This is a genomic window from Alkalicoccobacillus porphyridii (assembly GCF_007293315.1).
GTDB classification, from domain to species: domain Bacteria; phylum Bacillota; class Bacilli; order Bacillales; family Bacillaceae_D; genus Alkalicoccobacillus; species Alkalicoccobacillus porphyridii.
Map to the genome: position 1 here is coordinate 249,011 of NZ_VLXZ01000001.1, position 25,840 is coordinate 274,850.

Sequence of the window (25,840 nt, forward strand, 5' to 3'; positions counted from 1 at the left end):
TGCTTACCTAAAACATCTGATAACCGCGGACACGAAGCATTTTTATAACGATCCCTGCTACAATTGAACCAATTAATCCAAATGACAGGACAAGGTGATCTACTAATTTTAATTCAACCAAAGCTGTCCCTAAATTCTGGATCTCTAGCATTGGTTGTGTTAGATAACTGCCAAAAGGGCTCTGATTTACAATAATCAGAACAACAATTGGATAGATAAACGCCATAAGCCATGTAGAGCGTAGCAACATATTTAATAAGAAACCGATTCCAAAGAACATTACTAAAAAAATCAGCATCGAAAGAACTAACTGTGGAATATTCATTACCATTCTCACCCCTATCTACATCTTACAGTTTACAAAACCCCTTAGAAGAGAGTCAATCTAGTCTTTGACTTTGTCACCTCTTCAACACATATAAAGCCCGGGACATCAAATGATTCCCCCGGGCTCTTTTTAAACACGAATATATGAGTAGAAAGATTGTATAATTCCTGTATTAAAATGGTTTTTTCCCTTTTTTAAGTACAAGTCCAACTCCACCTAACATTAACAGGTAACGGTTATCAATCATTTTCTTCATAAAGTTTGCACTTCCACCATAAAGCTTACGAGAACCAACAGCACCAATTGCTTCTTTACCACCAAGTGACGCAACAGTTCCTTTAATATCAGGCTTAAATGATTTTAGATCTCCACCACTTATTAATGACTTTAAGTTCCCAGCACAGATTTCAGCCATTTGCATAGCAATTTGTGCAGTTGGTGGGTAAGGACGATTAATCTCTTCATTAATAACTAACGCACAGTCCCCAATGATAAAGACATCGTCAAATCCAGGAGCACGTAGATCAGGCTCAACCTTCACACGACCACGCATATTCTCAAAACCAGAGCGATCGATAATTGAACTTCCACGTACACCAGTTGCCCAAACTACAGTCGCAGCTTTAATCTCTTCGCCTTCTCCAACAACAACACCAGAAGCTGTTACTTCTTTAATCGGTGTATTGATCTTGAACTCTACTCCGCGGCTCTCAAGAAGGTTCATCGCATATTCGACTAGCTCAGGATCAAATCCTGGAAGAGCTGTTGGAGCTGCTTCAACCACGTATAGCTTCACTTGATCACGTGGAATGTCGTACTGCTTACAGAGCTCAGGAGCACGCTCAGAAAGCTCACCAATAAATTCAATTCCAGTAAAACCAGCACCAGCTACAACAAACGTAAGTAGGCCTTCTTCTTTTTCTTTTTGGTTGTTATATTTAGCAAAACAGTTTTCAATATGATCTTTAATTTGACGAGCGCCATTCACTGTCCACTTGCTATATGCATGCTCGTGTACACCTGGTACGCCAAAGGTTTCAGCTTCAGCACCAAGGCCAATAACTAAATAATCATAATCAAGCTCTCCGTCTTTAAGCTCAATCTTTTTCTTTTCAGTATTGATTTCAACTACTTCATCTTGAACAAAATTAATCTTGCGGAAATCAAGAACACTGCTGATAGGCATTCTTGTTTTCTCTGGAAGCATGGTTCCAGCAGCTGGCTCATGCAACCAAGTCGTTTGATAATGATAATCGTGCTTGTTAACTAGCGTAATCTTTGCTTCATTATCATCCATTTTCTTCTGAAGTCTTGTTGCCGTAATCATTCCACCGTACCCTGCTCCGAGGATCACAATATGTGGCTTATTCACAATATCACTTCCATCATATATTTTTTAAAGCATTTCTTGTGATCTATTTCACGAACAAAGATATATCTATACAAAAATTGACCCAAAATAGACACAATTCACCTACATACTATAATATTCGTTTTACTTAGACATTACAACACTTTTTGTGTGAATTATGAAAGATAGTCTTACATATGTTTGATCGATTTAAAATTTTAATGAAAAAGATTCTCAACCTTTGTTTTTCCTAGGAACTACCGCTATAATGGATAAGGCAGATAATATTCGGAGGTGTCCATTCATGTCAGAGCAAGAAGATTTATTTGACATTACAATTATCGGAGGAGGGCCAACTGGTTTATTCGCGGCGTTTTATGCTGGTATGCGTAAAGCTAAAGTGAAAATTATTGAAAGTATGCCACAATTAGGTGGACAGCTTTCTGCTCTCTATCCTGAAAAATATATATATGATGTTGCTGGCTTTCCTAAAGTCAAGGCACAAGATTTAGTTGAGCAACTAACCTTACAAGCACAGCAATTTAATCCTGAAATTGTTTTAGAGCAGGCTGTTAAAGAGCTTACTAAACAAGAAGACGAAACCTTTATTATTCAAACTGATAAAGAAACACACTATTCAAAAGCTATTATTATTACAGCCGGAGCTGGAGCCTTTCAGCCTCGTCGCCTTCAATTAGAAGGAGCAGAAGCCTATGAAAATACCAACCTTCATTACTTCATAAAAGACCTTAGCGCTTTTGCTGGTAAACGTGTCGTTGTTCTAGGCGGTGGAGACTCTGCCCTAGACTGGTCTCTCATGCTTGAACCTCTAGCAGAAGAAGTCACGATCGTTCACCGCCGAGACAAGTTCCGTGCCCATGAACATAGCGTCCAGCTATTAGAGCAATCAAAAGTAAATATTCTTACCCCATATGAGATTACAGGACTTAATGCCGACAATGGTGTCATCACCCAAGTAGAGTTAGGCGAAGTGAAAGGTGAAGGCAAAAAAACCATTGATGTTGATGCATTAATCGTAAACTACGGTTTTGTTTCCTCCCTTGGCCCCATTAAAGATTGGGGCATCGAGATAGAGAAAAACTCTATTCTTGTAAATACAAAGATGGAAACAAATATTAAAGGTATTTATAGTGCTGGAGACGTATGTACGTACGATGGCAAAGTTAAATTAATTGCAACAGGCTTTGGTGAAGCACCAACTGCTGTAAATAATGCAAAAGCCTATATTGATCCAAAAGCTCGCTTACACCCAGGGCACAGTACAAGCTTATTTTAGAATTGAGATCTTGTGCTGGAGATAGGATCATCTCCTTGACAGCTCTTATTTAAGAGGCTGGGCAAAAGAATTATTACTAATCTAAAAGCTGAAGAATGTTGGAGTTTCTCCATTCATTGTTCGGCTTTTTTTATTGTACAAACGAGGGTAGATATCGCTCCAGAAATTTACTCCGCTTGTATAAATAAATGGAGGAATTGGAGGATATCTTAGTGTAGGTGTATCGCTGCCGCTCCCAAAAATGGGGGCACGCTTACCGCGGGAAGGTAATGAGCTAACTCGACTCCGTCGATTTAGCTCATTGAACCTTTTCATCCCACAGGTGTGGGCCCTCCATTTTCGTCCGCTTGTTGAGTAGCAGGTATCAAGGATATGAGAGATGACTCACGCAGAGTCTACGTAACTTTCCTACATAAGAAGTTGATTTTAACATGAAGGATGTAGCAAGGGAGAGGCCGGCCGTTCAACTTCTAAAGAACCGCACATGACGGTCCATTCTACAGCAGTTACATCGTTCGTCTTTTTATCAGTAAGATATAGTTCTTTGTAGTTCTGTCCCAGTCACTTTTATGACCGTACCTGCGTATAACCTGATATTCGTCGCAAATGAATTGCTTCCAACGCGTTGTTGTTTCTTTTTACGATGTATCTGCCTTGTTTGCGATGTATCTGCTCTTCTTTCGATGTATTTCGGTCTCCTCCCGATGTATCTGCTCTTCTTCCGATGTATTTCGGCCTCCTCGTGATGTAACATCCCAGTTTCCTACTAGCTATGCAAACATCATTATTGATAGAGAATGTTGCGGTGCATTTAGGAATCGCACAAATTTTCTTAGTTACACTCAATTTCAAAAGGTCTTTCGCCACCCACCCATACGCAAAAGAAAACCCCACCAAACATTTGGTAGGGTTTTCGCTCGTATTTTATGTTAAAACTTGAATAATTGGATGATCCGCTTCTAAGCCCGTTACTTGAACAAGTGCTGCTTTTTTGCCTTTTTCTTTAATAAGCTTTTGAAGCTCTTGGCTTTCTGTGTCATCTGCGACATCAAAATGGAGCGCAGCTTCAATGACTTCTAGTAGAACTGTAGGGGTTTGGCCTTGGTCAGCAAGCATTCTTGCTGGTTTGATCAAACGATCATTAAAACCAAGCTTTCGAATGGGGCCTCTGCCTACACGAACAATGTCATCGGATAGATATGGATTTTCAAATCGTCTGATGATCTTTTGAATATAGGCTTCGTGTTCTGACTGATCAAAACCATATGCCTGAACCAATACTTGTTTCGTTTCGTTTAGTCCAGCTTGCACCTTTTCCTTCACTTCTGTATCTTCCATCGCTTCTTTTATTGTGGTTAAACTTTTAGCGTACCCAAAATAAGCAGCTAGAGCATGCCCTGTATTCACTGTGAAAAGCTTGCGTTCAATAAATGGAATTAGATCATCTACATATGTAACTCCTTCTATAGATGTGTTAGCTCCCTTTAAAGATGGTTTTTCTACAACCCATTCGAAAAATGGTTCGACTGACACCGCAAGGATATCTTCATTTTTTTGATTAGGTACAATACGATCCACTGCTGCATCCGCAAAACCAGTTGCTTCAATTATTGCAGCCCACTCATCGTCTGGGATTAGATCCTTTGTGTATTCTTTTAATGTAGATGTTGCACGAATAGCATTTTCACATGCGATAACATCTAATGGTTTATCATTGGCAGCACGCTGTTGTAATCCTTTAGCAAGCGTTGGAGCGATGAACTTCAAAATAGCTGGACCCACAGCTGTTGTAACTAAGTCAGCTGTGGCAATTTCCTCGATAAGTGCTGCTTCGTCCTCACTGCTATGCAAACCCCGAACACCTGTTACATGCTCCTGTCCACCTTCTACACTAGCAATAGTAACAGTATATTCTCCACGTTTATTAAGCTCTGAAATGACTGCTTCATTTACATCTGCAAAAACAACCTCATAGCCTGCACGACTTAAAAGGGCGCCAATAAATCCGCGCCCGATATTACCTGCTCCAAAATGTACAGCTTTCATTATTCGTTCACCTCGGAGAAAAAGTTAAGAACATCCTCTGATGACGAAGATTGTAGAAGCTTCTCCACATTTTCTTCTTCTGAACATGCAATGGCAATTTTCGAAAGAATTTCAAGGTGTTCATTACCTTTTCCAGCTATCCCAATAACCAAGCGTACATCATTTCCGTCCCAGTCAATGGCTTCATCATATAGTAGAATTGAAATTCCAGATTCCTTTACTTCCGTTTTTGCTTCCTCTGTACCATGTGGAATGGCAAGCATATTTCCCATATAAGTTGAAGTTAGCTCTTCACGTTCATGCATTTTTACTACATATTCAGCAGATACATATCCACGTTCTGAAAGGATATTACCAGCCTCTTGAATAGCATCCTTTTTAGTTTTGGCCTGTGCATGTACAACAATATTATCTTGTTTTAAAATGTTATTTGTCATGATTTGTGCACTCCTTTTTGTAATAGCTTTTGTATATATTCAAAACAATGCTGGCTAATTAACTTTTTGATCTCTGCTTCAGAGCCCATTTCTACAATTCGCGTATGCTCCTCACTCGCTATCAGCATGACACTTAAGCTGCTTAACATATCTAACAGCTTTTGTTCTGCATCCAGTGGCGCTAGCATTAAAATCACGCGATTTACATCAATAGGTTGGTCTCCCATAGATGCTAGAGATTCTTCTTTATCTAGCTGCAACATTGTAAAGACCGGTTTGTTTACCTCAGCCGTTCGGGTGTGAAAGAGGGCAAGTGAAGTATCAGGAATACCTAAACCGCCTAATCTTTCTCTCTGTAACAATGCTTCAAAGACAGGCACTGCATCTGATAGCGTACCTGCTTCCTCTAATTCTGTGCAAAGCTGTGCTAGGCTCTCATCCAATACTTTACCCTTATTTAGGGCAAATGAATCTATAATTAAGGCAATATCTCGGCTAAGGAAGGAGAGCTGTTCAAAAAAAGCTTCAGGAATCATCTCTTCCATAAATTGATATTTGACTGAGTTTTTATGGCTGACAATCGGGCGCTTTTTCTTTAGTGTTTTGATATGCTGCCTGATTTGTTCTGTTTCTTCTTTAGAAAGAAATGGCTTAACTAAAAAATACTGCTCTGATTGTGGTAAGGGAACAGTAGAGATAATTAGATCGTAGAAGCGAGCTTCCCTCTTTTTAAAATCAAAGAGTGAAATATTATCAATTTGCTCGATTTCCGGAAATTCTTTTTCTAAACGACTAGCTAATAGCTTAGACGAACCAATCCCACTTGAACAGATGACCATTGCTTTTAGCGGATTTTTTTGCTGTTGCCTTTCCATTGCTGATCCAAAATGCATCACAAGAAAACCAATTTCTTCTTCTGGAACCTCTACCTGTTCAAATACCTGATGTACTACGTCTGTTACATGGTTGTACAAAGTTGAATAATTCTGTTTAATCCTATCCAGCAGTGGATTATGAATTTTCATTCCTTGGTTCATTCGATAAAGAGCTGGCTCTAAATGAGCGATAAGTCCAGAATAAAGAGAATCATCATCGAAGACAAGCTGAAGCTGTTGCTCCATTTGTTTAATTAAGCGATCAGCCAAATAAGAGAGCTCTGTATAGTCCTTATGATTAAACAAATTATAATCACGTTGAACCTTGGCGCCACGCAAGTGCATCACGATGTAGCCAACTTCTTCCTCTGGAATCTGAATCGAAAATATTCCTTCTAACGTATGTGCCAGTCTTACGGCTAAATCAAAAACAGGCTCACTACGCAAGCTATCAAGCTGTTCACTAGCCATTTGTACATTCTCGCCCTGCTGAATTCGCTCAATAGCCAACGCAAGATGTACGATTAACCCAATATAAGATGAGTCCGCCATCTGACCATTTGAATGAGTTCTAAGATCTTCTACTGCATGCTGAATTCGTTGAATCTTTGTTGAGTCAACAATATCAAGGAGTCGCTCTGAGATCGATTCAGTATACGAATCAACCGCGTCATCCTTATCCAGTGAACGATAAAAACTTGCCTCATTAATATTCTCAGTAATTAAGCTACTGAGACTTCTTCTTATATTGGTTTCACTTCCTGAAACTTCAATCCCATATCCACGTCTACGTATTAAAGTCAATTGAAATGAAGATAGCCATTCCTCGACTTTCGTCAAATCATGGCTCACTGTTGCAACTGTTACATTCAATTGTTCGGCAAGCGTAAATAGTTTAATAGGCTCAGGCTTTTCAAGCAAGGCTACAAGTAAAAGCAACTGACGCTCTTCAGGTGTAAATTCATTTGGCTCTAATGTTGCCAAATCATCCTTTAAACGCCTGAGGTCAGCTGCTAATCCGTGAATATCATAACCCTTCGATGCTTCTTTATGTAAAGTGAGGTTATAATCTGCCATAACCGCACTCAATGCTTTTAAATCCCGTTGAATTGTTCTTGTACTAACATCAAGTGAAGAGGCAAGCTCACGTAAATCCAAATGCTCCTCGTTCGCAAGCAAGAGCTTGAGTAACTGTCTTTCTCTAGCTGGAATATACATGAGCGCCTCCTCCTTTTGTCTTATTTCAAACGATCAACGAATTCATCATACTTTGGACTGTTCATAAAGTTCTCGACAGAAATATGCTCAGCATTTGGTTGCTTTTGTTTCGCACGATCTGTTAAGTCTTTATGTGTAAACACAACATCTGCATCATCTGGAATATTACTGATAGATGTGTTCGTTACCGCTACATCTAGCTCAGCTTTTTTGACTTTATTCTTAAGAATAGATGAACCCATGGCACTTGAACCCATGCCAGCGTCGCAAGCAAAGATGACCTTTTTGATCTCATCTTTAGACTTTTGACCACCAGCTGCTTCAGCAGATGATCCGCTGTCTCCATTTTGAAGATCTTCAACAATTTCATTATAACGCGGGCTGTTCATAAAGTTCTCAACTGATACATGGATTGCATCAGATTTCTTTGATTTAGCACGATCAGTTAAATCCTTGTGTGTAATGATAAGATCCGCATCATCAGGAATATTGCTGATAGATGTGTTTACAACTTCCGTATCAAGACCGGCTTTCTTCACTCGGTCACGCATGATGGAAGCTCCCATTGCACTTGATCCCATTCCAGCATCACAAGCAAAGACAATTTTGTTTACGTTCGCGTAAGAAGCTGTGTTTGAACCTGAAAGAGTTGAAGAAACGCTGCTCTTTTTACCTTTCATTGCTTCCATTTTACTTGTTGCGTCAGCAATATTTTCTTCCTCACCTTTACGGTCGAATTTCAAAATTAATGAACCGATTGCAAAGGATACAGCTGTTGCAGAAAGAACACCTGCAAGAACGCCTAAGTGGTCACCCTGTGCCGTTAGAAGCATAATAGGAATAATACTTCCTGGTGAAGCTGGAGCGACTAGACCTACACCAAATATAGTGAAAACAAATACACCTGTCATACCACCAAAGATAGCTGCAAAGAACATTAAAGGCTTCATTAGTACATACGGGAAGTAAATCTCATGAATCCCACCAAAGAAGTGGATGATTCCAGCTCCGTAAGAAGAAGCTTTAGATGCGCCTTTACCAAAAATCATGAATGCAAGAAGAATTCCAAGACCTGGTCCTGGGTTAGCTTCTAATAAGAAGAAGACAGATTTTCCAATATCACTTGCTTGCTCAATCGAGATTGGTGTTAAAATCCCGTGGTTAATTGCGTTATTTAAGAACATAATTTTTGCAGGTTCAATGAAAATACTTGCTAAAGGAAGTAGGCCCCATCCAATAATTGTTTCAGCACCAAGTCCCATAAGCTGAGTTAAGCCACCTACAAGTGGTGCAACTGCTAATGAACCAAAACAAGCAAGAATGGCCGCAAGGATACCGGCAGAGAAGTTATTAACAAGCATTTCAAAGCCTTGTTTCACTTTTCCATCTAATGCTTGGTCAACCTTTTTGATTAAGTAACCACCTAGTGGACCCATAATCATTGCACCAATAAACATTGGTACACTTGTTGCCGCAATGACACCCATTGCAGCGGTTGCACCCACAACCCCGCCTCGGAAGTCGTGAATCATGCGTCCACCTGTATAAGCAATAAGTAAAGGCAATAGATAGAAAATCATTGGTTCAACCATATCACCAAGGAATGTTATACCTAATGCTTCACCAAAAAATGCGTTAATTGCAGTAATTAAACCCCAGGCGATAAATGCCCCGATGTTTGGCATGATCATGCCACTTAAGTTACTGCCGAACTTTTGAATCTTTGAACGAATGCTGGTCTTTTCAGCCATCACTGTTCCCCCTTTTTATAATGTAAGAAATGATAAGTACGACTTATGTCCTTATTTTATATGCTTGTAAACGTTCCCTTCAACTAAATGTTTACATAGTTTCGTCACATGGGGCTGCGACAAGATTAAATAACTTAGTAGCATACTTTAAAAGCTAGCCTAACTATGTTACCTACCCTTTCCCTAATCAATCATGAAAAAAACCGCCTAACACATATAATGTTAAACGGTTAATGAATTATTATACTTAGCATTCTTCAGGTGTTCCAGTGTTTGTAGCTGTTTTAAAGGATGTACCACAGCCACATGATGCAATAGCGTTCGGATTATCGATCGTAAATCCTCCGCCCATCATGTTTTGTTTATAATCAATGACTAATCCTTTAATCATTGGTGCACTCTCTTTATCAACAATAACAGAGAGCCCATTAATCTCGAGTTTTGTATCCTCGGGAGCCTGCTCATTGTCAAAGCCCATACCATAAGAGAGACCGCTGCACCCGCCACCTTTAACTCCTACACGAAGCATGAGTGTATGATCTTCTTCAGCTTCCATCATCTCTCTAATGTGACCAACTGCCGCATCAGTTAATGTAATCATGATTATCCTCCCATCACTTCACTATATTCACATTATAGTACGATGGGTGTCTAATCTCAACCAACCTGCTTGCTCTTACTGTTTTTTAACATTAGACTAGTATGAAGCTTGTCCAATTCTTGACTAAATAAAAGCACCTGAGGATGATTTAATCCAAGTCGTTTAGCAGCCTCTTGCATTTTCTCTCTCGTTTTTTCAATCTGTTCTTCATAAGAAAATTCATTTCCAAATGAAAGACACACGATGCTTCCCCCTTTTTGTATAAACCATTAAAAGGAAATCCATTTCTTTTAGTCTACTAAAATATACCTATAGACGCAAGTGATGAACGCCAATAAATTATATACTTGCACTTTTTTTTATAAATATTCAATCATTCAGAATGCTAGGATAGAATGCGCATGTCTTTTAATTGGTAAGCAACGGTAGTATAATAGTGAAAGATTACACAGTATCATAAATAGTTAAATAGATTGTAATCCAGCTGACCTACTAATCGGTCAACTAGAGAGCAGGAGATGAATGTAATGAGTATCTTATTAAACGATTCAAAGCTTGAAGGTATTAAGGAAAAAGTCGTCCATGGCGAAAGATTAACGATGGAGGATGGTCTTTACTTATTTGACACACCTGATCTGCTTGGAGTTGCACAGCTTGCAAATCAAGTCAATCAGAAGAAAAATGGGGACAATGTCTATTTCATTCAGAACATGTACATTAACCCAACGAACGTCTGTGAGGCATCATGTAGCTTCTGTGGGTTTAAACGTAAACCAGGACAAGAAGGCGCATATACAATGGATTCAGAAGCGCTACTTAATTATGTAGGTGAGCGTTGGAATGACAATATTCGTGAATTCCATATTGTTGGTGGGCATAACGTCGAAGTAGGTTTTGAATACTACCTTGATACCATTCGTACATTAAAGAAGCATTACCCAACTGCCACTGTTAAAGCCTATACAGGTGCAGAAATTGAATTCTTCTCACGTATTTCAGGCTTGAGCATGAAGGGTGTACTTGAAGAGCTTATTAAAGCAGGACTTGATACACTTCCTGGAGGTGGCGCTGAGATTCTTACTGAGAATTACCGCGCTAAGATGAGTCCTGACAAAGCCTCTACAGATCAGTGGCTCGAAGCACACGAGATTGCACATGATCTTGGGTTACGGACTCACGCGACCATGCTATACGGTTCTATTGAGTCTAAAGAAGAGCGTCTTATTCATATGGATCGTTTACGTCAGCTTCAAGACCGCACAAATGGCTTTATGGTATTTATTCCACTTGCGATGCAGCCACGTAGTGTGAAAGCAAGTCTAAAACGCAGAACATCAGCCTTTGATGATATGCGTACCCTGGCTATTAGCCGACTAATGCTTGATAACTTTGATCATATTAAGGCTTATTGGATTAATATTGGTGTTCAACTTACACAAATGGCTCTTACATTTGGTTCAAGTGATATACACGGTACTCTTATTGAAGAAAGAATCTCCCATTCCGTGGGTGCTTTAACTTCTTCAGGAATTACCCGTGATGAACTGATCCACTTAATTAAAAGTGCCAATAAAACACCAATTGAACGTGATACATTCTACAATGTGATCAAAACCTATTAAGACACATATTTTCATAACAAAAAACAATCCGATTCATACCAGATCGGATTGTTTTTTTATTTTTCGTGTCGTAGTTAACCTAGCCATACCCCTTCGCAGATTGTTTCTGCTGCCCCATTCATTAAGACATCTCCATTTTCTTTCCATGTGATGTGTAAATCTCCACCTAATAAATGAACCTTTACTTCTTTTCCTTTTTGCGAGAATCCATTAAGAATAGTGGCAACAACCGCCGCACAAGCTCCTGTTCCACATGCTTGTGTTATTCCCGTTCCACGCTCCCACACACGGAAATGAATTTCGTTTTCGCTGACAACCTCTACATACTCAACATTTACCCATTCAGGAAAACGGCTGTGCTTTTCTAAGGCTGGGCCTACCACAAGCAATGGGATGCTCTGAATATTATCCGTGAATAGTACAGCATGAGGATTACCCATCGATACAGCTGTTAAATGAATGTCTTGCTCATTAAGTTGAAAAGGCTCATTTACAACTTGGTCCTTCTGAGAACCAATCATGGGAATCTGGGACCGATTCAGTCTTGGTGCGCCCATATTTATTGTGACCGTTGGGACCTTTTGATTCTGATCCGGGTGCACGGTCGCTTCAACAAGTCCTCCTTTTGTCTCAATCTTGAAAACCGTTTGAGATACATAGTTATTTTCATAGGCAAACTTAGCCACACAACGTAAGCCATTGCCACAATTCATCGCTTCAGAGCCATCGTTATTAAATACGCGCATACTTACATCAGCAATCTCAGATGGTCCAATTAAAATCATGCCATCCGATCCAATGCCTGTATTTTTATCTGCTACCTTTATTGCCAACTCAGGTAACGTTTCTTCGTTAAGATCTTCTTTAAAGAGGTCAATATAAATATAACTATTTCCTAGTCCGTGCATTTTCGTAAAGTTCATGATTAGCGATCCTCCCGCAACGGTTTATTCGTCCAAAAATAATCTTCATCTGCCTCAAGGATGGTTAGTCTTCCATGACAGCAAGGCAGATTCAATTGTTTTTTTATGCCGTCTTTTGCATCATTTAAATCTCTTATTTTCATGTGCGTAAGTACCTGGTCGGCCCCGCAAAACGGACACTCATGCAAATATATATCCTGGTATTGCTTATCATATGGCCATGAATGTGAAAAAGGTATAACTGGCATCTCAAGACCCTCCTTAGATATCTCACAAAAAAACTTCTAGTCGCCGCTAGAAGCCTGTGAATCATATATTTGGTTAAAACATTGGGTTCTCTTCCAAGAAATCATAAATATTCATAACAAGCTCTTCTGCGGTTTCGCCGGAAACATATTCACCATTTACTAATGCAAATGGCTCCATTGCACAAGCGCCACAGTGACTTAAGCACCCATAATCAACGATATCCAGATTAGGGTCTTTTTCGAGCTGTTCCATTGCTTTTTGCGATACACTCGCCAAATTACTGAAACAGAACTCTATAATTGGTCTCATATCTTCACCTCAAATTTCTACCTATAGACTACCTTTTAGAAAAAAAGAAGTCAATGAAGAGAGCTGTTCCAAAAAATTGACCTTGTTTTCAATAATGATGGTCGGTATAATTTAAAAATGACCGGGGTCATTTAAGGAGAGACACAATTGAAACAGCAAGACAAAAAAGTAGAAACGATGGAACGAATTGAAAACGCTGCATTACGTCTATTTAGGGAAAAAGGCTTTGACCGTACAACTGTTCAAGAGATTACGACCGCAGCCAAGGTAGCAAAAGGCACGTTTTTTAATTACTTTCCTACAAAAGAATCGATCATGCATTCCTTAGCAAAAGAACGATTAACAAGTGTGATGAAGCATATTCGCCAGTATCCACGAAATCAGCTTCAGCTTTCTAAACGCATTCATTCCTATTTATATTTTATTTTAGATGAATATGATCAGCATCCTATGCTGACCATACAAATCTGGAAATACGTTTTGGATGAAGAACAGCTTCTACTATCACATTGGAGAGACATGCTTGATGCGGCTACCTCAAATGGGGAATTGAATACTGACACAGATACAGAGCTTTGGTCTCATATTATCCATTCTCATGTGTCTTACGGAATTCATCTATACTCTAAAGAACCATCACGGTCTCAACTGTTAAATCGCGTAATGACTTTGGTCGAAGCAAGCTTAACAGCCATTATTGCGAAAAGGAGTACATTTCATATGGAAAAACTAGTCATATTAGGCGCAGGCTACGGCGGAATGCGTGTAATGCAACGTTTATTGCCGAATGATTTGCCTGATAATATTGAAATTACTTTAATCGATCGTTTACCTTACCACTGCTTAAAAACAGAATACTATGCACTCGCTGCTGGCACAGCGGCAGATCACCATCTACGTGTGGCTTTTCCAGAGGATCCTCGCTTAAAGGTGACCTATGCCAACGTCACATCAATTGAGCTAGATAATCAACTGATTCACTTAGAATCAGGAGAAACCATTGATTATAACAAGCTAATTATCGGACTTGGGTGCGAGGACAAATACCATGGCGTTACCGGAGCAAAGGAATTCTCATATGGTATTCAATCAATGGAAGCAACAAGAAAAACCTACGAAGCACTCAACAATGTGCGACCAGAAGGCGTTGTTTCTATAGTTGGTGCTGGCTTAAGTGGAGTTGAGCTTGCCAGTGAATTAAGAGAAAGCCGTCCTGATTTAACAATCAAGCTCTTTGACCGTGGGGAAATCATTCTATCTGCCTTCCCTCGTAAATTAAGTACCTATGTACAAGGCTGGTTTGTAGATCATGGTGTCGAAATCATTAACAAGTCCAATATAACCAAAGTTGAACCAGATGCCATCTATAATCATGACGAACGTATTGATGTAGATGCCGTAATCTGGACTGCTGGAATACAACCAGTGGAAGTCGTCAGAAATCTAGATGTAGCAAAAGATTCATCAGGACGAATCGAGTTAACTCCTCAGCATTTCCTTCCAGGAAACGAAGACGTATTTGTAGTTGGCGACTGTGCCAGCCTGCCTCATGCACCAAGTGCGCAGCTAGCAGAGGGGCAGGCCGAACAAATCGTACAAATTCTGAAAGCTCAATGGAAAGGGGAAGAGCTCCCTGAAAAGCTTCCGCGCATTAAGCTAAAAGGTGTACTCGGATCCCTCGGCAAGAAACACGGCTTCGGCCTCATGGGAGAACGCACCCTACTCGGCCGCGTACCTCGCGTCCTAAAAAGTGGCGTGTTATGGATGTATAAGTATCATTCAGGTTAATGAATAAGCTTAAAGAGCTTGTGAGAGATGATCTCTCGCAAGCTCTTTTTGGTGGGGGGCTGGTTCTTCTTGGTAAGGGGTGGGGTGCTTCTCTTGGTGTTCGGCTCTGGCTCTTGGTGGGGGGCTGGTTCTTCTTGCTATGCTAGTCTTCTTTCTTGGTAGGGCGCTCCAGCTCTTGGTCCGGAGCTCGTTCTTCTTGCTATGCTAGGCTTCTTTCTTGGTAAGGCACTCCGGCTCTTGGTCTGGTGCTCGTTCTTCTTGCTATGCTGGGCTTCTTTCTTGGTAAGTCGCTCTGGCTCTTGGTCTGGTGCTGGTTCTTCTTGCTATGCTGGGCTTCTTTCTTGGTAGGGCGCTCTGGCTCTTGGTCTGGTGCTCGTTCTTCTTGCTATGATGGGCTTCTTTCTTGGTATGCCACTCCGGCTCTTGGTCTGGTGCTCGTTCTTCTTGCTATGCTCGGCTTCTTTCTTGGTATGCCACTCCGGCTCTCGTTCTTCGTACTATGCTGGGCTTCTTTCTTGGTATGTTACTCCAGTCTTGAAAATTTACTCGCTCTTCTTGCTTTGCAGAGCTTCTTTCTTGGTGTACTCCATTATTTTGCTTCAGGTATTAAGGCTTCAATCTTCTTGGAAATCGACTTGAGATTTGGATTACCTTCTGCTACGACTTCACCATTTAAAATAACAAGTGGATAAAAATATTCGTCATTTAGAATGGCTTTGGCGTATGATTCTTGCTCTTCTCCCACTGGCTTTTCGATATCGACGTACACAACGGAAAGATTAGCTTCTGGAAATTTTCTATTTACTGCTGCTTCTAACCATTCCTTCGTTTCTAAGGCACTTGGCAGATGCACGCAGCTTGCACACTTTTGTTCTGCACCGTATACTGTCATTATAATTCCCAATGTGCTCACTCCCTTTTATATGAAGAGTACCTAAAAAATCAGTATTATTCAATAAAAGAACCCGCATTCCATGCCCATTTTTCATAATCTGTGAGAACATTTCTCAAAAAAATCGTCCGTGATGATGGATTTTTTTTGTTTGGGGAACTATAATGAATATAAGAAAGGAGTGTTGAACCATGGAAACAAGTACTGATATGATAGAAGAAGTACAAGAAGTGTTGGAAAAGCTTCGTCCATTTTTACTCCGTGATGGTGGAGATGTTGAGCTAGTTGGAGTAGAGGATGGTATTGTACGTGTTCGTCTACTAGGAGCATGCGGTTCATGCCCAAGTTCAACGATTACGCTAAAAGCTGGTATTGAGCGTGCTCTTCTTGAGGAAGTGCCAGGAGTAAAGGAACTTGAGCAAGTATTTTAATAAAGCAAAAACGCCTGGTCAAATGACCGGGCGTTTTTTTTTACATCATAAATTGATCATACATTTGTTCAGCAGCTTCGTAGGATTCAAAGATCGCGTCATCTTCTTCAATGGGATGATAATAATCGTAAAGTAGTAACGACAAAATTGATGGTTCCATCGGATCACGCGCAATCGTTGCTTCCTGTATCGTTGCCACAGTTGGCGTGTGAGGATTTCGGTAGATAATATAAACGGACTGCCCTTCGTATAAGCTATTCACATCTAACATTTTATCCACCTCCAGCCTAATTGAATTCAGCCGTAGTATATGCAGTCATGCTAAATGTATACCAAAAATTTTTAACGATTACTATTCGTCACGAGTTGGACTCCTTGTTTGGCAGGGGTCAGAATGTCGATCTCCATTCCTTCGAACGCCTCACCAATCATAGTAGCTACACTTGATCCTCTGCCCTTTTTTGTGATACATAGGATGGTTGGTCCTGCACCACTTAAGGCTGCTCCATAGATCTCTTTCTTATCAGCTGCAAACGACAACACCTTGTCTAATAACGGAATCAAATGCTTACGATAAGGCTGATGATATAAATCTTTACCCATCATTTCTCCAGCGACCTTCCAATTTCCCGTTAAAATAGCTGCGGTGAGGACATTCCCGACACTTCCGGCTTTCACCGCTTCAGGAAAAGAGAGCTCACTAGGTAAAACACTTCTGGCCTTTTTTGTCATTACTTCTTCCTCTGGTATGAGAAATACTAAATCAAGCTCTGGCGCCTCAATAGGTAATACATGCGTAGACTCATCACTATGTGTTCCGATCACTATTCCACCATACACGGAGGCTGCTACATTATCGGGGTGACCTTCCCAAAGACTGGCCAGCCTTACCTTGTATGATGGCGAAACGGGCTTTTCATAAAAATAGCAGCCAAGTTCAATTCCTGCCACAATGGCCGCGGCGCTACTGCCCAGTCCTCGTGCTAACGGAATGTTACTTGTCATCTCTACATGGCAAGGTGGAATCGTAATGCCTAACTCTTTTCCGGTATGCTTAGCTACTTCTGCGACGAGATTGCTTTCATCTGTCCGAATTCCAGCTAAATCTTTTGAGTGGGATGAAAACAACCATCTATCTGCTGTGTGCACCTGTAACTCCAGATATCTACTCACAGCCATTCCAATCGAGTCAAATCCCGGTCCCAGATTTGCAGTACTGCCTGGGACCTTGATTTGAAATGATAAAGACTCCATTATAGAGCCACACCCTGTTTTAAATGAGCTAAAAATCCATCTTTTTCGTTAGGCAGCTGAGTCGGTTTTACCTCTACACTATCAATCGCTGTGGCAGGATCCTTTAATCCATTACCGGTTAGGACGCAAACAACCTTTGATCCTTGCTTTATTTCACCTGAATCAATTTGTTTTTTTAATCCTGCGAGCGACGCGGCCGATGCCGGTTCAGCAAACACACCTTCTTTTGTGGCGAGCGTCTGGTAAGCATGAATAATTTCCTCATCTGTTACAAAGTCAATTTTCCCATTGGACTCGGAAGCTGCTGCTACTGCCTTGTCCCAGCTTGCTGGATTCCCAATACGAATTGCTGTAGCAATTGTTTCTGGATCACTAATGACCTCGTTACGAACAATTGCTGCTGCCCCCTCTGCTTCAAAGCCTCTCATTTCGGGAAGCCCTGTTCCTTTTGCCTCGTGGTATTCTTTAAAGCCTTTCCAGTAGGCTGTGATGTTACCGGCGTTACCTACAGGAATACATAGAACATCCGGCGCCTGTCCAAGCGCATCACACACCTCAAACGCAGCGGTTTTTTGTCCTTCAATTCTATAAGGGTTCACTGAGTTTACAAGAGTGATTGGCTCAACCTCACTAATTGCTCGTACAATTTCTAAGGCATGGTCAAAATTCCCTTTAATTTCAAGGACTTCAGCTCCGTACATCACAGCCTGAGCAAGCTTGCCCATTGCAATTTTCCCTTCTGGAATGACAACAATACAACGAAGTCCAGCACGAGCACCATATGCGGCGGCAGCGGCTGATGTGTTACCTGTGGAAGCACAGATAATGGCCTTACTTCCTTCTTCCTTTGCCTTGGCTACAGCCATAACCATGCCTCTATCCTTGAATGAGCCTGTAGGATTTGCACCTTCATACTTTACGTGAATCTCTACTCCCCACTCTTTTGAGAGTCGCTCAAGTGGCACAAGTGGAGTATTCCCTTCTGATAATGATAAGTTTGGCGTTTCATTCGACACCGGTAGATACTCCCCATATTCCTTAATTAACCCCTGCCAGCTACTCATCTTAATTTCCCCCTTCTACACAATAACTACTCTCAACCGATTCAACGACATCGACCTGATTTAACCGTTCTAAAAGCTCTTCAAATGTTTGCTGGCTTGTTTTATGTGTCACGATAATAATTTCCGCTAATTCCTCGCCCTCGACTGGTAATTGCAGTAGCTTTTCAAAGCTCACTTCATATTCTGCAAATAAAGAAGTGATCGCTGAAAAAATACCTGTACGATCAATCACTCGTAAACGAATAAAATATTGCGTATGAATTTCATCATTAGCTTTTAATTGCTTTGCATTCATTGGAGCAAGAGTACTCTTCCCGTTGATTCCTAACCTCATATTTTTCATGACGGTTACTAAATCTGATACGACGGCCGTTGCTGTCGGCAGAGATCCTGCACCAGGGCCATAAAACATTGTTTCGCCTACAGCCTCTCCATGAATATAAACAGCATTATATTCATTGTGTACAGATGATAAAGGATGCTCATTAGGTAACAATGTCGGACGTACGCTAACATCGATTTTCCCTTCTGATCGATCAGCAATTCCAATGAGTTTAATCGTATAGCCTAAACGTTTAGCATAGTCTAAATCAATATCTGAGATTCCACTAATGCCTTTTACTTTCACATCGTCAAGACTAACAGGAGCAGAGAATCCAAGGGTAGCCAGGATGGCCATTTTTCTCGCTGCATCTAGGCCTTCCACATCAGCCGTTGGATCACTTTCAGCAAAGCCTAGTTCTTGTGCCTGCTTTAGAACGTCATCGTACGAGCTGCCATACGTACTCATTTTTGTGAGAATGTAATTTGTGGTGCCATTAACAATGCCCATTATCTTTGTAATACGATCTGCAGATAATCCGTCTGACAAGCTGCGAAGAATCGGGATACCCCCTGCTACACTTGCCTCATAATATAAATCACAGCCATATTCAGCAGCCTTTTCAAGTAAGGTAGCTCCATGGATGGCCATTAAGTCTTTATTTGCTGTAACGACATGCTTTTGTTGACTAAGAGCTGTGATGAGCCACTCCTTTGTTTGCTCAACTCCACCAATGACCTCTACAATGACATCAATCTCATCATCTAACAAGACGTCTTGTGGATCCTCTGTTAACAACTCATCTTCAAACGAATTTTCCCGTAGCTTCTGTTTATTTCGTACGAGAACCTTTTTTATTTCAACTGGACAGCCTATTTGGTGCTGCAGTTCTTTCTGGTGGCGAGTGATAATTGAGGCTACACCCGTTCCCACTGTTCCTAAACCAAGTAATCCTACCTTCACTGACTCTGCCACATCTTCCACTCCCATCCATGCTCTTTAAAAATACAGTTGTATATATATAAAGGACATTATAGACTTGATTCGGATCGAAAACAAGAACCTAGCAGAAGTTTCATAAAGATCTGACTTTTTATACAAAAAGTCATTCCTAACACAAGACTCTAACCCATTGAGTGTGTCCAAGTTTATGTGTAAATGAACTCGAGGTTTTTTTGATAGAGGGTGGCTTATGATTTGTTTCTTCGTCCGTCGCTCCTAAAATAAGAGGCACTTACCCGAAGCCACTGAAAAAGTCATGTAAGAATGAGCTGGATGACGCCGCTACAGGAGAACCCTTCGCTTTCCGCGGGAACGGCCTCAGCCCTTGAAGTGAAAGTGCGCCACTTCAATGTCTTCAGACTCGTTCTGTTCCGCAGGAGTCTACGGGTTCTCCTTCCGCTCATGTTTTGACTTTAACAATTGTAGAACATTTGCAATCTTAGAAAGATCGTTTTTCGGTGACCTCCATTTTCGTCTGCTTGTTTTAGCTAGGCTTTAGTATGAATATTTATAATGAATTAACCCTAACCAATTAGCACAGTCCCACCAAAAATAAAAAACCCGAACGAGGACATCAAATATGTCATGGCTCAGATTTTATGGTTTTTGTATAATCTTCATACTTCTATATCTCAAACTCCATACTCATAACCAATCAACCCGTGGGAAGCCAGTTGGAGTATTGGGCATACTTCTCGTTTCAGCAAATTGATACAAAAATTGCTCATTTGTCTTTTCGTCCTCTATGAGCTTTAAAAAGGAATGGCCAAGCTTTTGCTGATCCATTGGAATTTGACATCTATAGTAATCCTCAACGACTTCAAAGTAATGAACAGGATACAAGAGTCGGGCAAATATGAGTCGATTACAGCCACTAGAAATGCCTTTGGTTCGCTGATAGCCCTGTAAAAACCCTTCGGCATCACTCCAGCTCCGTTCTCCAATGACATGACTTCTCCTACTTCGTAACCATTCAGCTAGGTCTCGGGCTGGATGATCATAAATTAAGGATGTAGGTGGCTTAATGATCCCTCCATAGGAAGAAAGGGGGATCCATGCATCATGGGAGAATCTACGATGACATAGAGTTCCCGCATAATGCTCCTCCCCATTGCCGTCCATGTCCGTATCGACGGCATACTGAATCGCATTTTCAGATAACCCCATAAAATAGGGGTACGTCGTCAAAAAAGCCTCGTCTACCACAGTGCTTGGCCCCTGCATATATAATTGTTCATACCAATCTTCAAGCTGTTCAAGTCGAGTCGTCCAGATCTTCCCCCATTGACCGACTAAGCTTCGACGGCCTAGCTTTGATTGAATGGGTCTGCTAAATTCGTGCCAAGCTGCTAACTCCTCGCCCATTGAGCGCGCGTCTTGGGGATATTTCCTCAGCCTTACCTGTTCTGGATGCGGGAGCTTACAGAGATACGTTTCTACGCCTTCGATTAATCCCGCCTGCGCCCCATGAACAGTAGGCACAAACTCGGGTATGGTTGAATCTCCCGCCTCTCTTAAAAACGAGACAAAGGCAAGAATATCTTGTTCATCCGAAGCACTTTCATCTCTAGGGAACAATATATAAGCCGTCCCCCCTGCTTCAAAGCATTCATACCCACTCATTTTAAACCGTCGCTCACTATATAACCGATAGCTATCATATATATTCCGCTCAAACACAGGCACCCTCCTCACGCACAATTCCTTATAAGTAGTCTATGACCCATTCGCATAAAATGTGTACATCAATCGTAGACTAGAATTAACCGCTTTGCTTTGCCAAAAGGAGAGATGTTATGAAACCAAGTAACCCTGGTGAAATATTAGAGACGAAGGCACGCGAATGGTTGCTAGCAAGAGGTGTAACAATTGAACACATCGCTGAGCTTGTTCATTTTCTTCAAGTCCAATATCATCCACAGTTAACGCTTGAGCTCTGTAAAGAAAATGTGGAGCGAGTTGTTTCAAAAAGAGAAGTTCAAAACGCAATTCTAACTGGCATTCAGTTGGATATATTAACCGAACAAAATCAGTTGGAAGCTCCCCTTCAAGAAATACTCGCTCGAGATGAAAGCTTATATGGCATTGATGAAGTCATTGCCCTTTCCATCGTCAATATTTATGGATCGATCGGGTTTACGAACTATGGCTATATCGATAAGTTAAAGCCTGGGATCCTAAAGAAATTAAATAATAAAACGGATGGTACCTGCCATACTTTTCTTGATGATATTGTTGGAGCGATCGCTGCAGCCGCCTCTAGCCGACTAGCTCACAGTACCGATGCCAAACAGTTTACTCAAACAGAGTCCACTCAGATAAAGAGTGATGAGTAAACGTTGGTTTAATATCTACCAAGTTCACTTGAGCTGCCGTTGTAACCCCAGAAAAAACAAGCAATGTATCTAAGCCTGCCTGTATGCCCGCTAAGATATCCGTCTGGTAATTGTCTCCTACCATAATCGTGTCCCGTGGATCAGTGCCAAGTACAGCAAGTGCCTGTTTCATCATAATTGCCTCAGGTTTTCCGACAAATAGTGGTTCTGTTTGAGAGGCAGTGGCTATGGCTGCAACGATGGAACCATTCCCAGGTACTAAGCCATCCTCACTTGGAATGGCTTTATCTCCATTTGTAGCAATCAATTGTGCGCCTTGCTGGATAAGAAGAGATGCTCTTTTTAGCTTTTCATAAGTGAATTCTCGGTCAAGCCCCACCACCACTGCATCTACCTGCTGATCTGTTTCTATGTGGCCCGCCTTTTTCAAAGCTTGCTTTAACCCTGATTCTCCCACAATATACGCCCGCGTTTGTTCACTCAAGTAGGAGGAAGCGGCCATTCCTGAAGTAAAGACTTGATGAGGTTTTACGGGCACACCAAATCCTTGCAGATGCTCAGCAACCGCCTCTTGAGTTTTTGTTGAGTTATTCGTTACAAATAAATACGGCAGTTGCCTTCTCTTTAATTCATGCACGAATTCCACCGCCTCTGGAATCGCTTGTCCTCCTCGATACATGGTTCCATCTAAATCAAGTAAATATCCCTTGTAACCCAATGAAATCCCTCTCTCACAAATAAGCCGCCCTAATTGGACGGCTTTATATTTTTATTATTTTGTATGATGTGTTTCTTTATGAATGGTATATACACAGTGCGCGTCACCATTTTCCGCCATACACGCGTTTCGTTCCACCTGCTTGGTACCTAAAAGCTCCTGAAATAGTCTCTTTTCACAGGAACAAGCTACTGGATAAGATCGTGCCACCTGAGCAATTGGACAATTATACTCAACAAATTGATAGGAGCCGTCTTTCTTTTCATGCCACTCTACCATATATCCTTGTTCATTTTGAATCGTAGCTAACGCTTCTATACGTTCCTTTAAGCTTCCATTCACACGTGTCTTATAGGTTTGCTGTAAGCGATCATGACGCTTCTCAAATAGCTGATTCACTGATTCAGCTCCGTACAATGCACGCAAATCATCAAGAAACCCTAGTGATAACTGACTATAATTACGCGGGAAGCTTTCTCTTCCCTGATCTGTTAAATAATATTTATGAACCGGCCGCCCCATATTCTGTTTAATTGCACGCGAAGTTAACAATCCTTCTTCTTCTAATCCTTTTAAATGACGTCTTACAGCCATTTCAGTTATGTTGAGCTTAGCCGCAAGCTCCGCTGTAGTAAGCTCGTGCCATCGCTTTAACAATGTTAATACGGTTTGGCGGGTTGAAGCTGTTTGATCTCCCATTCCGTCCACCACCTTACGTTTATTGTAAGCGATGGATGTACAATTTGTAAAATATCTGAGCTTACTCGGACTGTTCAGGGAGAAAGGCAGACACTGGACCTAATTCAGTCGTAAGATAATGTCTGATCGCTCCGGGAAAAGCAACCAATGCCTCATATTGATGATGAAGCAACTGAGCTAATTGCTGGTGGTTTATGCTACCAGAGGTTTGAATGATCTCTTTTCTGCTTTGCAAAATTTGTTTCAGTGATTCGCCATCCGTTTCGCTAATCACTTTTTCATCCATTAGAATGTCTACAATATCCGCATAACTACCTGGGTCTCTCATAATAAAACCATCAATCATATTATTGCCAACATCAATAATCGATTCAATGAATAAATAACAGACTCTTTCCAAAGCAAGCTCTTCTACTTGATCCTTGGGTTGCTGTAGCTTTTTTACGAGTGGGAACAGGGATTCCATATAATTTAATGTATTCTCAATGTTCGTACGATCAACAAAATACATGTTGTCTATCCTTTCTCTTATAAGCCTTGGGTATTTTCGTTCACATCGGGCAACTTACTGTATAAGGGGGTGACAGCTTGGCCAAAAAGAAAAACAAGCCAACCTATCAAGATTTTAAAAATGTGGAAGATATGCATGCGTATGTAATTCCTGAAGGTACGCCGGAGGGTCCTTATGGTTCACCAATCGGACGCAATACTCCAGTACAAGGAAAAAGCACAGAGTGGGAAGAGGATCAGCGAACCTACAGTGCCTTTAATTATGTAAATAAAGACTTGCATCAGCATACACCAAGAAAATATCCCGGTCACCATCCTCCGCACGACTCTTAAGCTTCCGTTTCAATTGAGGGCTTCTCCTGCCCTTTTTTTTGTTTATTTTTTCCTTTTTCAGAGCGCTTTTTTACTCGTTTCACAACAAAATAGGCACATCCAAAATTACAGTATTCATACAGATAATCAGGCAATGTGCTAATTTTTGAATCATAGGTTGATTTCTTGTGTTTGTCCTCAAAGAAACCCCTTAATCGAAGTTGATTATAACCCCAATCTCCAACAATATAGTCATATTTATTTAGAACGTCACTATAACGTGACTTAAATGCTTCTTCATCCCAGCCTTCTTTTACATCTTCAACCACTTCAAATTGAAGCTCTTGAATATTGACCATAGCACACACCTCTCATGCTCTTTTTTTCATTGTATCATACGCGTTAAGATGCAGGAAAGGCAGACAAAAAACAGATAGCTGTACGTTTGCATCAGCTATCTGTTTCTGAACTATTTAACATAGGATTCATTCTGTACCTTTTTGGCTTCTTCATTGACTTGAGCCTGATTCACCTGCTCGTCCGCATGATAAGAAGAGCGAACAAGTGGGCCAGCTTCACAGTGACTAAATCCTTTGCTCATCGCAATGTCTTTAAGCTCAGCAAATTCATCAGGATGATAATATTTCTGTACCTTTAAATGCTTTTTGGTCGGCTGCAAATATTGTCCAATTGTCATGATATTCACGTTATTAGCACGCAGATCATCCATCGTTTCAATAATTTCTTCCTTCGTCTCACCCAGACCAATCATTAAGCTTGATTTTGTCGGGATATCCTCATGCATCTCTTTAGCTCGACGTAGAAATTCCAGCGTACGTTCGTAGGTTGCTCTAGCTCGAACTCTTGGAGATAAGCGGCGTACCGTTTCAATATTATGGTTCATAATATTTGGTCGCGCATCCATAAGTGTTCGTAAGCTCTCCTCATTTCCAAGCATGTCGGAAGGAAGCACCTCAATCGTGCAAAACGGATTCTTGCGGCGAATGGCCTTCACTGTTTCTGCAAATACGGCTGCACCGCCATCCTTTAAATCATCACGAGCAACAGCCGTAATCACAACATGCTTTAAACCCATGTCACTAACTGAATCTGCTACGCGTTCTGGTTCCTCTAAATCAAGCTCTGTCGGTAGACCCGTCTTTACAGCACAGAAACGACAGGCTCTTGTACAGATATCACCTAAAATCATAAATGTTGCTGTTTTTCTTACAGCCCAGCATTCATGAATATTCGGACATCTTGCTTCCTCACAGACGGTATGTAGTTTTTTTTCGCGCATCATTTTTTTAAGGCCGGTATAAGATTCATTTGTATTTAATTTAATTTTGAGCCACTCTGGTTTACGTATGTGGTCCTCTTTTTTTGCCAACTCCATCCACCATCCTTACTATTCATATCTAGTTTTATCCTTATTCTACTTTATCATGTTTGCAGCCATTTAGACAAATCACCACTTTGTATAGAATTCCCAAAGTTTCTCTGCA

Annotated in this window: 28 protein-coding genes and 1 pseudogene; 7 read left to right on the forward strand and 22 right to left on the reverse strand. The window is 40.9% G+C overall.

Going from position 1 to position 25,840, the window contains the following annotated elements:
• Positions 1 to 7: 7 nt before the first annotated feature.
• Together FN960_RS01180 and FN960_RS01185 are read right to left on the reverse strand one after the other, a co-directional pair.
• A complete protein-coding gene (locus FN960_RS01180; protein ID WP_143846540.1) occupies positions 8 to 325 on the reverse strand; it encodes a YuiB family protein in 318 nt (105 codons plus the stop codon).
• A 175-nt stretch (positions 326 to 500) separates the two neighbouring features.
• On the reverse strand, positions 501 to 1,700 hold the full coding sequence (locus FN960_RS01185) for an NAD(P)/FAD-dependent oxidoreductase (RefSeq protein ID WP_143846541.1): 1,200 nt from the start codon (positions 1,698 to 1,700) through the stop codon (positions 501 to 503).
• Between the two features lie 283 nt (positions 1,701 to 1,983).
• Here FN960_RS01185 and FN960_RS01190 point away from each other — a divergent pair, with 283 nt between their 5' ends.
• Positions 1,984 to 2,976 carry an NAD(P)/FAD-dependent oxidoreductase gene (locus FN960_RS01190; protein ID WP_143846542.1) on the forward strand — a complete coding sequence of 331 codons (993 nt, stop codon included), beginning with the start codon at positions 1,984 to 1,986 and terminating at the stop codon, positions 2,974 to 2,976.
• 924 nt (positions 2,977 to 3,900) lie between these two features.
• On the opposite strand, the gene FN960_RS01195 is transcribed toward FN960_RS01190, so the two are convergent.
• The 6 genes from FN960_RS01195 to FN960_RS01220 all read right to left on the reverse strand — a co-directional run bounded on the left by FN960_RS01195 (position 3,901) and on the right by FN960_RS01220 (position 10,146).
• Positions 3,901 to 5,022 (reverse strand): mannitol-1-phosphate 5-dehydrogenase, encoded by a 1,122-nt coding sequence (locus tag FN960_RS01195; protein ID WP_143846543.1) that lies wholly within the window; start codon positions 5,020 to 5,022, stop codon positions 3,901 to 3,903.
• Positions 5,022 to 5,459: a PTS mannitol transporter subunit IIA gene (locus FN960_RS01200; RefSeq protein WP_143846544.1), complete on the reverse strand. Its 438-nt coding sequence runs from the start codon at positions 5,457 to 5,459 to the stop codon at positions 5,022 to 5,024. The genes FN960_RS01195 and FN960_RS01200 overlap by 1 nt, the downstream gene beginning before the upstream one ends.
• Positions 5,456 to 7,552, reverse strand: coding sequence for a BglG family transcription antiterminator (locus tag FN960_RS01205; protein WP_143846545.1), 2,097 nt, complete (start codon positions 7,550 to 7,552; stop codon positions 5,456 to 5,458). The genes FN960_RS01200 and FN960_RS01205 overlap by 4 nt, the downstream gene beginning before the upstream one ends.
• A gap of 20 nt (positions 7,553 to 7,572) precedes the next feature.
• Entirely contained in the window at positions 7,573 to 9,303 is a 1,731-nt protein-coding gene (locus FN960_RS01210) for a PTS mannitol transporter subunit IIBC (RefSeq protein WP_143846546.1), read from the reverse strand.
• A gap of 247 nt (positions 9,304 to 9,550) precedes the next feature.
• Positions 9,551 to 9,904 (reverse strand): HesB/IscA family protein, encoded by a 354-nt coding sequence (locus FN960_RS01215; RefSeq protein WP_143846547.1) that lies wholly within the window; start codon positions 9,902 to 9,904, stop codon positions 9,551 to 9,553.
• Positions 9,905 to 9,960: 56 nt separating this feature from the next.
• Positions 9,961 to 10,146 carry an aspartyl-phosphate phosphatase Spo0E family protein gene (locus FN960_RS01220; RefSeq protein WP_260681886.1) on the reverse strand — a complete coding sequence of 62 codons (186 nt, stop codon included), beginning with the start codon at positions 10,144 to 10,146 and terminating at the stop codon, positions 9,961 to 9,963.
• 285 nt (positions 10,147 to 10,431) lie between these two features.
• Between FN960_RS01220 and mqnE the strand changes: the two genes are divergently transcribed.
• Positions 10,432 to 11,526, forward strand: a complete 1,095-nt coding sequence (gene mqnE / locus FN960_RS01225; RefSeq protein WP_143846548.1) for an aminofutalosine synthase MqnE — start codon at positions 10,432 to 10,434, stop codon at positions 11,524 to 11,526.
• Positions 11,527 to 11,600: 74 nt separating this feature from the next.
• Here mqnE and dapF read toward each other — a convergent pair whose 3' ends face one another.
• The 3 genes from dapF to FN960_RS01240 all read right to left on the reverse strand — a co-directional run bounded on the left by dapF (position 11,601) and on the right by FN960_RS01240 (position 13,007).
• Complete coding sequence (gene dapF, locus FN960_RS01230) at positions 11,601 to 12,449, reverse strand: diaminopimelate epimerase (protein ID WP_143846549.1); 849 nt, start codon at positions 12,447 to 12,449, stop codon at positions 11,601 to 11,603.
• 2 nt (positions 12,450 to 12,451) lie between these two features.
• Positions 12,452 to 12,697 (reverse strand): hypothetical protein, encoded by a 246-nt coding sequence (locus FN960_RS01235; protein WP_143846550.1) that lies wholly within the window; start codon positions 12,695 to 12,697, stop codon positions 12,452 to 12,454.
• A 73-nt stretch (positions 12,698 to 12,770) separates the two neighbouring features.
• On the reverse strand, positions 12,771 to 13,007 hold the full coding sequence (locus tag FN960_RS01240; protein ID WP_143846551.1) for a YuzB family protein: 237 nt from the start codon (positions 13,005 to 13,007) through the stop codon (positions 12,771 to 12,773).
• Between the two features lie 177 nt (positions 13,008 to 13,184).
• Here FN960_RS01240 and FN960_RS24880 point away from each other — a divergent pair.
• Both FN960_RS24880 and FN960_RS01245 read left to right on the forward strand, forming a co-directional pair.
• A pseudogene (locus FN960_RS24880) lies at positions 13,185 to 13,316 on the forward strand (TetR/AcrR family transcriptional regulator); the annotation flags it as partial.
• A gap of 411 nt (positions 13,317 to 13,727) precedes the next feature.
• Entirely contained in the window at positions 13,728 to 14,795 is a 1,068-nt protein-coding gene (locus FN960_RS01245) for an NAD(P)/FAD-dependent oxidoreductase (RefSeq protein ID WP_438799590.1), read from the forward strand.
• Positions 14,796 to 15,384: 589 nt separating this feature from the next.
• Here the strand turns inward: FN960_RS01245 and FN960_RS01250 are convergent.
• Positions 15,385 to 15,687, reverse strand: a complete 303-nt coding sequence (locus tag FN960_RS01250) for a YuzD family protein (protein ID WP_143846960.1) — start codon at positions 15,685 to 15,687, stop codon at positions 15,385 to 15,387.
• Between the two features lie 191 nt (positions 15,688 to 15,878).
• Here FN960_RS01250 and FN960_RS01255 point away from each other — a divergent pair, with 191 nt between their 5' ends.
• On the forward strand, positions 15,879 to 16,118 hold the full coding sequence (locus tag FN960_RS01255; protein ID WP_143846553.1) for a NifU family protein: 240 nt from the start codon (positions 15,879 to 15,881) through the stop codon (positions 16,116 to 16,118).
• A gap of 40 nt (positions 16,119 to 16,158) precedes the next feature.
• Here the strand turns inward: FN960_RS01255 and FN960_RS01260 are convergent, their stop codons facing one another.
• The 5 genes from FN960_RS01260 to yutH form a co-directional block, all read right to left on the reverse strand.
• A complete protein-coding gene (locus FN960_RS01260; protein WP_143846554.1) occupies positions 16,159 to 16,389 on the reverse strand; it encodes a transcriptional regulator SplA domain-containing protein in 231 nt (76 codons plus the stop codon).
• Positions 16,390 to 16,460: 71 nt separating this feature from the next.
• Complete coding sequence (gene thrB, locus FN960_RS01265; protein WP_143846555.1) at positions 16,461 to 17,372, reverse strand: homoserine kinase; 912 nt, start codon at positions 17,370 to 17,372, stop codon at positions 16,461 to 16,463.
• Positions 17,372 to 18,436, reverse strand: coding sequence for a threonine synthase (thrC, locus tag FN960_RS01270; RefSeq protein WP_143846556.1), 1,065 nt, complete (start codon positions 18,434 to 18,436; stop codon positions 17,372 to 17,374). The genes thrB and thrC overlap by 1 nt, the downstream gene beginning before the upstream one ends.
• 1 nt (position 18,437) lies before the next feature.
• Positions 18,438 to 19,733 (reverse strand): homoserine dehydrogenase, encoded by a 1,296-nt coding sequence (locus FN960_RS01275; RefSeq protein WP_143846557.1) that lies wholly within the window; start codon positions 19,731 to 19,733, stop codon positions 18,438 to 18,440.
• A 672-nt stretch (positions 19,734 to 20,405) separates the two neighbouring features.
• Positions 20,406 to 21,440: a spore coat putative kinase YutH gene (yutH, locus tag FN960_RS01280; protein ID WP_185970858.1), complete on the reverse strand. Its 1,035-nt coding sequence runs from the start codon at positions 21,438 to 21,440 to the stop codon at positions 20,406 to 20,408.
• Positions 21,441 to 21,556: 116 nt separating this feature from the next.
• Between yutH and FN960_RS01285 the strand changes: the two genes are divergently transcribed.
• The gene (locus FN960_RS01285; protein ID WP_143846559.1) at positions 21,557 to 22,096 is read left to right on the forward strand and encodes a phosphatidylglycerophosphatase A family protein; all 540 of its coding nucleotides are present in this window, start codon (positions 21,557 to 21,559) and stop codon (positions 22,094 to 22,096) included.
• Here FN960_RS01285 and FN960_RS01290 read toward each other — a convergent pair.
• From FN960_RS01290 to FN960_RS01300, 3 genes are all read right to left on the reverse strand, one after another.
• Entirely contained in the window at positions 22,056 to 22,814 is a 759-nt protein-coding gene (locus FN960_RS01290) for a TIGR01457 family HAD-type hydrolase (protein WP_143846560.1), read from the reverse strand. The two genes, FN960_RS01285 and FN960_RS01290, sit on opposite strands and share 41 nt — an antisense overlap.
• A gap of 54 nt (positions 22,815 to 22,868) precedes the next feature.
• Positions 22,869 to 23,513 (reverse strand): helix-turn-helix transcriptional regulator, encoded by a 645-nt coding sequence (locus FN960_RS01295; protein WP_143846561.1) that lies wholly within the window; start codon positions 23,511 to 23,513, stop codon positions 22,869 to 22,871.
• A 61-nt stretch (positions 23,514 to 23,574) separates the two neighbouring features.
• Complete coding sequence (locus FN960_RS01300) at positions 23,575 to 24,024, reverse strand: DUF86 domain-containing protein (RefSeq protein ID WP_143846562.1); 450 nt, start codon at positions 24,022 to 24,024, stop codon at positions 23,575 to 23,577.
• Between the two features lie 77 nt (positions 24,025 to 24,101).
• Here FN960_RS01300 and FN960_RS01305 point away from each other — a divergent pair, with 77 nt between their 5' ends.
• Complete coding sequence (locus FN960_RS01305; protein WP_185970859.1) at positions 24,102 to 24,356, forward strand: hypothetical protein; 255 nt, start codon at positions 24,102 to 24,104, stop codon at positions 24,354 to 24,356.
• Here FN960_RS01305 and FN960_RS01310 read toward each other — a convergent pair.
• Together FN960_RS01310 and lipA are read right to left on the reverse strand one after the other, a co-directional pair.
• Positions 24,353 to 24,694: a YutD family protein gene (locus FN960_RS01310; RefSeq protein WP_143846563.1), complete on the reverse strand. Its 342-nt coding sequence runs from the start codon at positions 24,692 to 24,694 to the stop codon at positions 24,353 to 24,355. The two genes, FN960_RS01305 and FN960_RS01310, sit on opposite strands and share 4 nt — an antisense overlap.
• Before the next feature lie 110 nt (positions 24,695 to 24,804).
• Complete coding sequence (gene lipA, locus FN960_RS01315; protein WP_143846564.1) at positions 24,805 to 25,731, reverse strand: lipoyl synthase; 927 nt, start codon at positions 25,729 to 25,731, stop codon at positions 24,805 to 24,807.
• Between the last annotated feature and the right edge of the window lie 109 nt (positions 25,732 to 25,840).

Coding starts and splice junctions, on each gene's coding strand:
- FN960_RS01180 (WP_143846540.1), bottom strand. CDS start 325: ATGAATATTCCACAGTTAGTTCTTTCGATGCTGATTTTTTTAGTAATG.
- FN960_RS01190 (WP_143846542.1), top strand. CDS start 1,984: ATGTCAGAGCAAGAAGATTTATTTGACATTACAATTATCGGAGGAGGG.
- FN960_RS01195 (WP_143846543.1), bottom strand. CDS start 5,022: ATGAAAGCTGTACATTTTGGAGCAGGTAATATCGGGCGCGGATTTATT.
- FN960_RS01200 (WP_143846544.1), bottom strand. CDS start 5,459: ATGACAAATAACATTTTAAAACAAGATAATATTGTTGTACATGCACAG.
- FN960_RS01205 (WP_143846545.1), bottom strand. CDS start 7,552: ATGTATATTCCAGCTAGAGAAAGACAGTTACTCAAGCTCTTGCTTGCG.
- FN960_RS01210 (WP_143846546.1), bottom strand. CDS start 9,303: ATGGCTGAAAAGACCAGCATTCGTTCAAAGATTCAAAAGTTCGGCAGT.
- FN960_RS01215 (WP_143846547.1), bottom strand. CDS start 9,904: ATGATTACATTAACTGATGCGGCAGTTGGTCACATTAGAGAGATGATG.
- mqnE (WP_143846548.1), top strand. CDS start 10,432: ATGAGTATCTTATTAAACGATTCAAAGCTTGAAGGTATTAAGGAAAAA.
- dapF (WP_143846549.1), bottom strand. CDS start 12,449: ATGAACTTTACGAAAATGCACGGACTAGGAAATAGTTATATTTATATT.
- FN960_RS01235 (WP_143846550.1), bottom strand. CDS start 12,697: ATGCCAGTTATACCTTTTTCACATTCATGGCCATATGATAAGCAATAC.
- FN960_RS01240 (WP_143846551.1), bottom strand. CDS start 13,007: ATGAGACCAATTATAGAGTTCTGTTTCAGTAATTTGGCGAGTGTATCG.
- FN960_RS01245 (WP_438799590.1), top strand. CDS start 13,728: ATGGAAAAACTAGTCATATTAGGCGCAGGCTACGGCGGAATGCGTGTA.
- FN960_RS01250 (WP_143846960.1), bottom strand. CDS start 15,687: ATGACAGTATACGGTGCAGAACAAAAGTGTGCAAGCTGCGTGCATCTG.
- FN960_RS01255 (WP_143846553.1), top strand. CDS start 15,879: ATGGAAACAAGTACTGATATGATAGAAGAAGTACAAGAAGTGTTGGAA.
- FN960_RS01260 (WP_143846554.1), bottom strand. CDS start 16,389: ATGTTAGATGTGAATAGCTTATACGAAGGGCAGTCCGTTTATATTATC.
- thrB (WP_143846555.1), bottom strand. CDS start 17,372: ATGGAGTCTTTATCATTTCAAATCAAGGTCCCAGGCAGTACTGCAAAT.
- thrC (WP_143846556.1), bottom strand. CDS start 18,436: ATGAGTAGCTGGCAGGGGTTAATTAAGGAATATGGGGAGTATCTACCG.
- FN960_RS01285 (WP_143846559.1), top strand. CDS start 21,557: ATGAAACCAAGTAACCCTGGTGAAATATTAGAGACGAAGGCACGCGAA.
- FN960_RS01295 (WP_143846561.1), bottom strand. CDS start 23,513: ATGGGAGATCAAACAGCTTCAACCCGCCAAACCGTATTAACATTGTTA.
- FN960_RS01300 (WP_143846562.1), bottom strand. CDS start 24,024: ATGTATTTTGTTGATCGTACGAACATTGAGAATACATTAAATTATATG.
- FN960_RS01310 (WP_143846563.1), bottom strand. CDS start 24,694: ATGGTCAATATTCAAGAGCTTCAATTTGAAGTGGTTGAAGATGTAAAA.
- lipA (WP_143846564.1), bottom strand. CDS start 25,731: ATGGAGTTGGCAAAAAAAGAGGACCACATACGTAAACCAGAGTGGCTC.